This window comes from Novosphingobium sp. 18050, assembly GCF_902706195.1.
Taxonomy (GTDB): domain Bacteria; phylum Pseudomonadota; class Alphaproteobacteria; order Sphingomonadales; family Sphingomonadaceae; genus Novosphingobium.
The window spans coordinates 1-6,510 of record NZ_CACSJO010000059.1; the positions used below are offsets into that span (position 1 = coordinate 1).

A 6,510-nucleotide genomic window follows, 5' to 3' on the forward strand; every position below is an offset into this window, starting at 1 on the left:
GGCTACGACGGCGCCAGCCCCGATCCCCTCCCCGCCGAAGCGGAAGGCTGGATCGAGATGACCGAAATCGCCGCCGACGGGGCGCGGGCGATGCTGGAGATCGGCGACGTGATGGTTCCCGCAAGCGGCCTCGCCATCGCCACCGGCTTCGACGATCAGGGCGTGCAGACCCCCGCACGCCTGCTGCGCAGCGTTCGGCAGCTCGGCTATCGCGGCTCGGTGGTCCATTACGTGGGCATGAGCCATTACTTCCGGCTTGCGGGCGCTGGCGGCGCATTCCTCGCCGGACAGGGAGGCGATCCGCTCAATACCCCGACCCGCGCATGGCACCGCGCCTTCTTTGCCGAATGCATGGAACAGGGGTTCAGCCCGGTCGCCTCGCTATCCTACGAGCTGCTCGACCAGCACTGCCCCGACGACTGGAAGCAGCGCGACCTTGCCGGGAATCCGGCGCTGACCGGCTGGGATCCACCCTCGACACTGCTATCCCCGGCCAACGAGGCGGCAATGACATGGCTCCAGTCCGTCGGCGCCGCGTTCGCCGCGCTTATGGCCGAGGCCGGTGCGCCGGTGCGCTTTCAGGTGGGCGAGCCTTGGTGGTGGACCCTCAGCGACGGCCGCATTCACCTCTATGACGCTGCCGCGCGCGCCGCATTCGGCGGATTGCCCCCTGCCATCCCCGACATGCGCCTGCCGCTGGACGAGGCGCAGGCCGCGCTACTCGACCAAGCCGGCGCGCTTCTTGCGCAGTCCACCGCCGACCTCGTCTCCGCCGTTCGCGCCGCCATGGCCCCAGCTCCTGTAGAGGCGCTGGCGCTGGTCTTCACGCCCACCCTGCTCGCGCCAGACATGCCCGAACTCAAGCGCGCGAACCTGCCACTGGGCTGGGCCGCGCCCGCCTTCGACCGCCTGCAGGTGGAGGACTACGACTGGCTCACCGCCGGGGCCGATGGCCACCGCCGCAAGGCCTACACCGAGGTCGACGCACGGCTGGGCTATCCGCCGCACCAGCAGGACTACCTCGCCGGGTTCGTCCTTTCCCCCGAGCAGAGCGACCAGTGGCGGCAGATCGACGCCGGTATCGACGAGGCCCTCACCCGCGCCCCGCACGAGATCGTCGTCTGGGCGCTGCCGCAAATCGCGCGCGACGGATACGTCCGCCTGCCGCAATCGCCGCAATCAGGAGCCGACCCCATGCAGGCCTTCGACGACGTGCTCTACCCCCTCGCGCTTGGCCGCGACGCCACGGTGACGCCGGAATTCTCGACCAGCGTATCGGTCACCGCCTCGGGCTTCGAGCGGCGCAACTCGCTGTGGTCCAACGCGCGGCTGCGCTTCGATGTCGGCCCCGGCGTCCGTTCGGAGGCGGAACTGGGCGAACTCCTCGCCTTTTTCCGCGCCCGCCGAGGCCCGGCGCGCGGTTTTCGCCTGCGCGATCCCAGTGACTACAGCTCCAACGGCATGGTCGGCGTGCCCGATCCGATGGATCAGGAAATCGGCATCGGCGACGGACTGGCCTGCGAATTCGCGCTGGTTAAACGTTACGGCAGCGGCGAGGCCGCCCAGGTGCGCCGAATCACCCGGCCCAATTTCGCAGCGATGCTCGTCTCGGTGAACGGCGCGCTTCAGGTCGGCACCTGGACGCTGGGCGAGCACGGCATCGTCATCTTCGACCAGCCGCCCGCCCCCGGCGCGACGATCTGCGCCGGCTTCCTCTTCGACGTGCCGGTGCGATTCGCCGAGGACAGCCTCGAAGTCTCGGGCGCAGCCTTCGCCGCTGGCGAGGCGCCCAGCGTACCCATCGTCGAAATCCGGGAGGCGTCATGAGCAGGACGTGGTTCGCCAGCGACCTCGAAACGGTCGCCACCTTCTGGCGCATCCTTCGCCGCGACGGCGTGACGCTGGGCTTCACCACCCACGACCGCGACTTGTGGCTGGACGGCGTGCTCCACAGCGCCTCGCCCGGCATGGTGCCCAGTGCCATCCGCAAGTCGGCAGATTTCGAGGCCGACAGCGCCGAAGTGCGCGGCGCGATCACCCACGAGGCGATCTCTAGCGAAGACCTCGCCTCGGGCCGCTTCGACCGCGCACAAGTCCGCATCGGCCTGGTCGACTGGGAAACCGGGACGCGCGAGATTCTCTACGCCGGCACCATCGGCGCCATGATCGAGGAGGACGGCGCATTTTCCGCCGAACTGGTCTCACGCAAGGCGCAGTTGTGGCGCGATCCCGTGCCTCGCACCAGCCCGGCCTGCCGCGCCGCCTTTTGCGGGCCGGGCTGCAATCTCAATCCGCAGCATTTCACGTGCGAGGTCCGCCTTTCCGCGATCGATCCGCTCACGAACGCGGCGGTATTCGAAGGCGCGCCTAGCGCGGACCTTCATGCCGGAGGAATGGTGCATTGGCTGGACGGGCCGCAGACCGGCGTGGTCATGGGCGTGATGGGACCAGGCGAAGTGGGCGGCCTCGTCCTCGACGTGCCCATCGACACGGCAACTCCCATCGGCACCCGCGCGCGCCTTCGTGAAGGCTGCGACCATACGCTGGGCACCTGCGCCGCCCGCTTCGGCAATGCTGTGAACTTCCGGGGCGAACCCTTCCTCCCCGGTAACGACATGCTCACCCGCTACCCGAGCCCCGGCCAATGACCCCGGACGCACTGGCTGCCGCCGCGCTGGAACTGGTGGGCACGCGCTTTCGCCTCCACGGCCGCGATCCGCAGACCGGGCTGGACTGCGTGGGCGTGCTTTCCTCGGCCTGCGCGGCGCTGGGCCGGGATGCGGCGCTGCCGGCCCGCTATACGCTGCGCAGCCTCACCATGCCGGATGCCGCTCAAATCATGGCTGATCTTGGCATGACGGCGGCAAGCGGTCCGATCCGCTCCGGCGACGTGCTGATGCTGCGCCCGTCGCCCTGCCAGTTCCACGTTGCCATCGCCGCCACCGCGCGGTCGGTGATCCATGCCCATGCCGGGCTGCGCAAGGTCGTGCTGGGCCCGCTTCCGGGCGAATGGCCGGTCATGGGTCACTGGCGCCTGCTCCCCAACCCCGACTCCATAAGGACCTGACATGGCGACGCTCGTTTTCAGCAGCCTGGGCACGATGCTGGGCGGCCCCGTCGGCGGAGCCATCGGCTCGCTCGTCGGCCGCCAGTTCGACAGCGCCTTGTTCGGCCCCTCCGCGCGGCAAGGACCCCGCCTCAAGGAACTGGCGGTAACCACCTCCAGCTACGGCCAGATTCTGCCGCGCCACTTCGGCCGGATGCGCGTAGCGGGATCGGTGATCTGGGCGACCGAGCTGGTCGAACACAGCGAACTGCAAGGCACCGGCAAAGGCGCCCCCGCGCTAACTACCTACAGCTACACCGCCAACTTCGCTGTCGCGCTGGCGAGCCGTCCGATCCTCGGCATCGGCCGCATCTGGGCCGACGGCAAGCTGCTGCGCGGCGCGGAAGGCGACCTCAAGGCCGGTGGCACGATGCGCGTCCATACAGGCGCCGGGGACCAGACTGTCGACCCGCTCATCGCCGCAGCAGAGGGCGAGCAATTCTGCCCAGCCCACCGCGACCTTGCCTATGTAGTGTTCGAGGATCTCGACCTCTCCGAATTCTACAACCGCATCCCCTCGCTCACCTTCGAAGTGATCGCCGACGAGCGCTTCGACCTTCAGACCGTGATCGGCGAAGTGATCGAAGGCATCGATGCGTCAGTCCCGCTTGACGGCATGGCGGGCTACACCAGCGAAGGATCGCCCGCGACTGACCTTGAGGTGTTCGAACAGGTCATGCCCCTGGAAATCGACGCAGGCGGCGAAACGCTCATCATCGCGCGCGAACGCAGTCAGGAAGCGTCAATCAAGCTGCCCGAGCCGGCGGCGACAACCGGCGACGGCGATTTCGGCGGCGCCACCGGGTTCACCCGCAGCCGCGCTCCCCAGTCCGACCGCCCTCCGGCAATCCTGCGCTATTATGATGTGGAGCGCGACTATCAGGCCAGCGTGCAGCGCGCGTCCGGCCAGCCGGCCCCCGGCGAACCGGCCACGCTGGACCTGCCCGCCGCGCTCGATGCCGCGACCGCGCGGACGCTCATCGAACGCACGGCCCGGCGGGTGGACTGGAGCCGCGACCGTATTTCATGGCGTACCAGCGAACTCGACCCCGGCGTAGCACCCGGCGCTCTGGTCGCCTTGCCCGGCATCGCGGGCCTGTGGCGCGTGCGCGCATGGGAATGGCGCGAAAGCGGCGTCGAACTCGCACTGGAACGAGCGCTTCCCACCGGCGCCGATGCCGCGCCCCTGCTCGGCTCGGACCCCGGACGCGGCAATGCGCCCCTCGACGCACCACCGGCGGAAACCCGACTCCTTGCCTTCGAACTGCCGCTCGATGGACCTTCGGGCGCACCGGACCATGCCCGGGCATTCGCCGCCGTCTCCGGGACGAGCGCGAACTGGAGCGGCGCGGCGCTCTACGCCGACCGCGGCGACGGCCAACTTCTGCCTCTCGGTGCCAGCGGCCGGACGCGGGCAACGATAGGCACCGCGCGCTCCGTGCTACCTCCCGCCAACCCGCTTCTGTTCGACCGAGGATCTTACCTGCTTGTCTCGCTGGCCGATCCCGAGATGCAGCTTGCCGGAGCCGACACGCGCCAACTTGCCGATGGCGCCAACCTTGCGCTGGTTGGAGAGGAGATTCTGCAGTTCGCCAACGCAACGTCGCTGGGCAATGGCGACTGGCAGATTCACGGCCTGCTGCGCGGGCGCGGCGGGACGGAGGCCGCCATCGACACTCACCGCGAAAACGAAGGTTTCGCGCTGCTCGATGCCCGGCTCACCGCGCTCGATTCGGCTGCCTTGGGTTCCGGGCTCAGCCGGCAGGTAGTCGCATTGGCGCGCGGAGACACCGAACCTCTCGCCACCCCCCTGCTTCTCGGCGGCATCACCTTGCGGCCCCTGTCGCCGGTCCATCCTCGGACCCTCGTGTCGCAGGACGGCGGCCGCACTTTCCTATGGACGCGCCGCGCACGCGGCGGCTGGCCCTGGCAGGACGGGGTCGACATGCCCCTGGTCGAACAGGCGGAGCGCTACCTCATTACCCTGGGGCCATTCGATGCCCCGCTCGCCACCTGGGCGACCGACGCCCCCAGCCTGACGATCGATGCGGCCACGCTGGCCCAGTTTACGGCGCTGGCCCCCGGCAGCGCGCTGCACGTTCGCCAGCAGGGCACCCACGCCCTCTCGCTGCCTTTGCTGCTTTGCACTCTCCCCTGACTTCGACAGGAATTCCCGATGACCGACGCCTTGATCTTCGCGAATGCCACGCCCCGCTTCGCTCTGCCCCTGCTCCATACGGGGCAAGCGCAAAAAGAAGTCTTCGTAAACGAGGCCCTCGTGCTGGCAGATACCCTGCTGCATTGTGCCGTGACGGGTGAAAGTGCCTCTCCTCCAGAAAATCCCGTTGAGGATGAAGCGTGGCTCATCGGCACCGGAGCGTCCGATGATTGGGAAGGACACGATGCTGAAATCGCCACGCGTCGGGGCAACGCCTGGATCTTCGTGCAACCACGCGATGGCATGCGCGTGCTGGACATTTCGGCGAGATGCGAGATGCTGTTTTTCGGTTCCTGGAGAAAAGCTTCGCTTCCTGTGGAACCACTTGGAGGATCGATTGTTGATGGGGAGGCTCGGGCTGCGATCAATGATCTGATCTCAGCTCTTCAAGCCTTGGGTATTCTCCCGTCGGCATAACCGGTGCAAAAACAAAGGTCCTACGGGGTGTCAGAGGTTTCGAACATTGAGGTCGCAAGTCGCCCCCAAGCTCCCGGAATCGCGACATTCTTGCAACAGTCGGGCTCAATGTGCGCTTGCACACGGAATGCCGAGGGGCTAGACACTCTCGCACTCGGTGGCTCCAAATCTCTCTGTAGGGGAAACGTATGAGGAAACTCGTCCTTGGTCTGGCACTGGCTTCGACAGCCATTGCCACGCCCGCGTTCGCACGCGACAATTCATGGTATCTGCAACTCGACTTCGGCGGCATGATCGTCGAAGACGCTGATGTCGCGATCAACGGTGTCAAGAACGCCGACTCGATCGACTTCAAGAAGGGCTTCGATGGCGGCGCCGTTCTCGGCTACGACTTCGGTCCCTTCCGTCTTGAGACCGAAGCCAGCTATCGCCAGGCTAAGATCAAGAACTCCGGCGGTGCTGACGCCAGCAACCTGTCGTTCATGGTCAATGGCCTGCTCGACTTCGGTCCCGACGACGGCCTTCAGGGCTTTGTCGGCGGTGGTGCCGGTGTTGCCCGCGTTCACGCCGACGTCATCGACGATTCGGACAGCGGCTTCGCATGGCAGGCAATCGCGGGTATCCGCGCTCCCCTCAGCTCGCACATCGATGTGGGTCTGAAGTACCGCTTCATGAACGTCGCCAACGTCGACCTGGTCAGCCCTGCTGGCGACAGCATCGGCACCCGCTGGCGTTCGCACTCGCTGATGGGTACCCTGGCGTACAACTT

The 6,510-nt window shown here is 67.3% G+C and carries 6 protein-coding genes; all 6 read left to right on the top strand.

The window, feature by feature from the left end; genetic code table 11:
* On the top strand, positions 1-1,827 hold a 1,827-nt coding region (locus GVL61_RS24205), incomplete at its 5' end, for a DUF2460 domain-containing protein (RefSeq protein WP_159983800.1).
* The gene (locus tag GVL61_RS24210; protein ID WP_159983802.1) at positions 1,824-2,648 is read left to right on the top strand and encodes a DUF2163 domain-containing protein; all 825 of its coding nucleotides are present in this window, start codon (positions 1,824-1,826) and stop codon (positions 2,646-2,648) included. The genes GVL61_RS24205 and GVL61_RS24210, both read left to right, overlap by 4 nt.
* Positions 2,645-3,067: a hypothetical protein gene (locus tag GVL61_RS24215; RefSeq protein ID WP_159983804.1), complete on the top strand. Its 423-nt coding sequence runs from the start codon at positions 2,645-2,647 to the stop codon at positions 3,065-3,067. Before GVL61_RS24210 ends, GVL61_RS24215 begins: the two co-directional genes overlap by 4 nt.
* Position 3,068: 1 nt before the next feature.
* Positions 3,069-5,264: a phage tail protein gene (locus tag GVL61_RS24220; RefSeq protein WP_159983806.1), complete on the top strand. Its 2,196-nt coding sequence runs from the start codon at positions 3,069-3,071 to the stop codon at positions 5,262-5,264.
* Between the two features lie 18 nt (positions 5,265-5,282).
* Positions 5,283-5,741 carry a DUF2793 domain-containing protein gene (locus GVL61_RS24225; RefSeq protein WP_159983808.1) on the top strand — a complete coding sequence of 153 codons (459 nt, stop codon included), beginning with the start codon at positions 5,283-5,285 and terminating at the stop codon, positions 5,739-5,741.
* A gap of 188 nt (positions 5,742-5,929) precedes the next feature.
* On the top strand, positions 5,930-6,510 hold a 581-nt coding region (locus GVL61_RS24230), incomplete at its 3' end, for an outer membrane protein (protein ID WP_159983810.1).